This window comes from Vibrio sp. 1580 (assembly GCF_033340055.1).
Genome location: NZ_JAWOVT010000607.1, coordinates 1 through 549, shown reverse-complemented (window position 1 = coordinate 549; position 549 = coordinate 1). Strand labels below are relative to the sequence as shown.

Here is a 549-nt window from a genome sequence, read left to right as displayed (position 1 = left end):
AGACCTATGGCGTACCATTCTGGCACTTTGCCTGTCGAAACAGTCAGAAACACGACGGCGAAGATATCTTGCATAACCAAAATACCGATGGCCAGTGTGGCGTATGTCGCGTTGAGTTCACCTTTTTCCTGCAGTGTTTTTACCGCGAAAACAGTGCTAGAGAAGGAAAGTGCAAAGGCTAGGAGCAATATCTGCCCGCTTTCCATACTTGCAAGGGACGTTAATCCAAGCAGTTTCAGCCCTGACAACGCAAGAGCAAAAAAAGCGGTTGAAAGAATATTGTGCGCTGTTGCGCCGCCCCAAATTTCTTTGGAAAGCAATGTTTTTACATCGAGCTTTAAGCCAATAGTAAAAAGCAAAAGAGTAACGCCGAGATCAGCCAGAGTGACAATAACGTCATTACTTTGATAGCCAAAGGCATGTAAGCCAAAACCCGCTAGTAGAAAACCGACTAGCGGGGGAAGGCTGCATTTGAGCGCGATGAAGCCTGCTAAAAAAGCCGTTGTAATTAGAATAATTTCCATACTGTTGAGCTAGATTCCTGATATA

The 549-nt window shown here is 45.0% G+C and carries 1 protein-coding gene; it reads right to left on the bottom strand.

The genetic code is table 11. From position 1 onward, the window contains the following. The coding region (locus R7093_RS27415) for a cation:proton antiporter (protein WP_318089851.1) at window positions 1-524 on the bottom strand (524 nt) is incomplete at its 3' end. Between the last annotated feature and the right edge of the window lie 25 nt (window positions 525-549).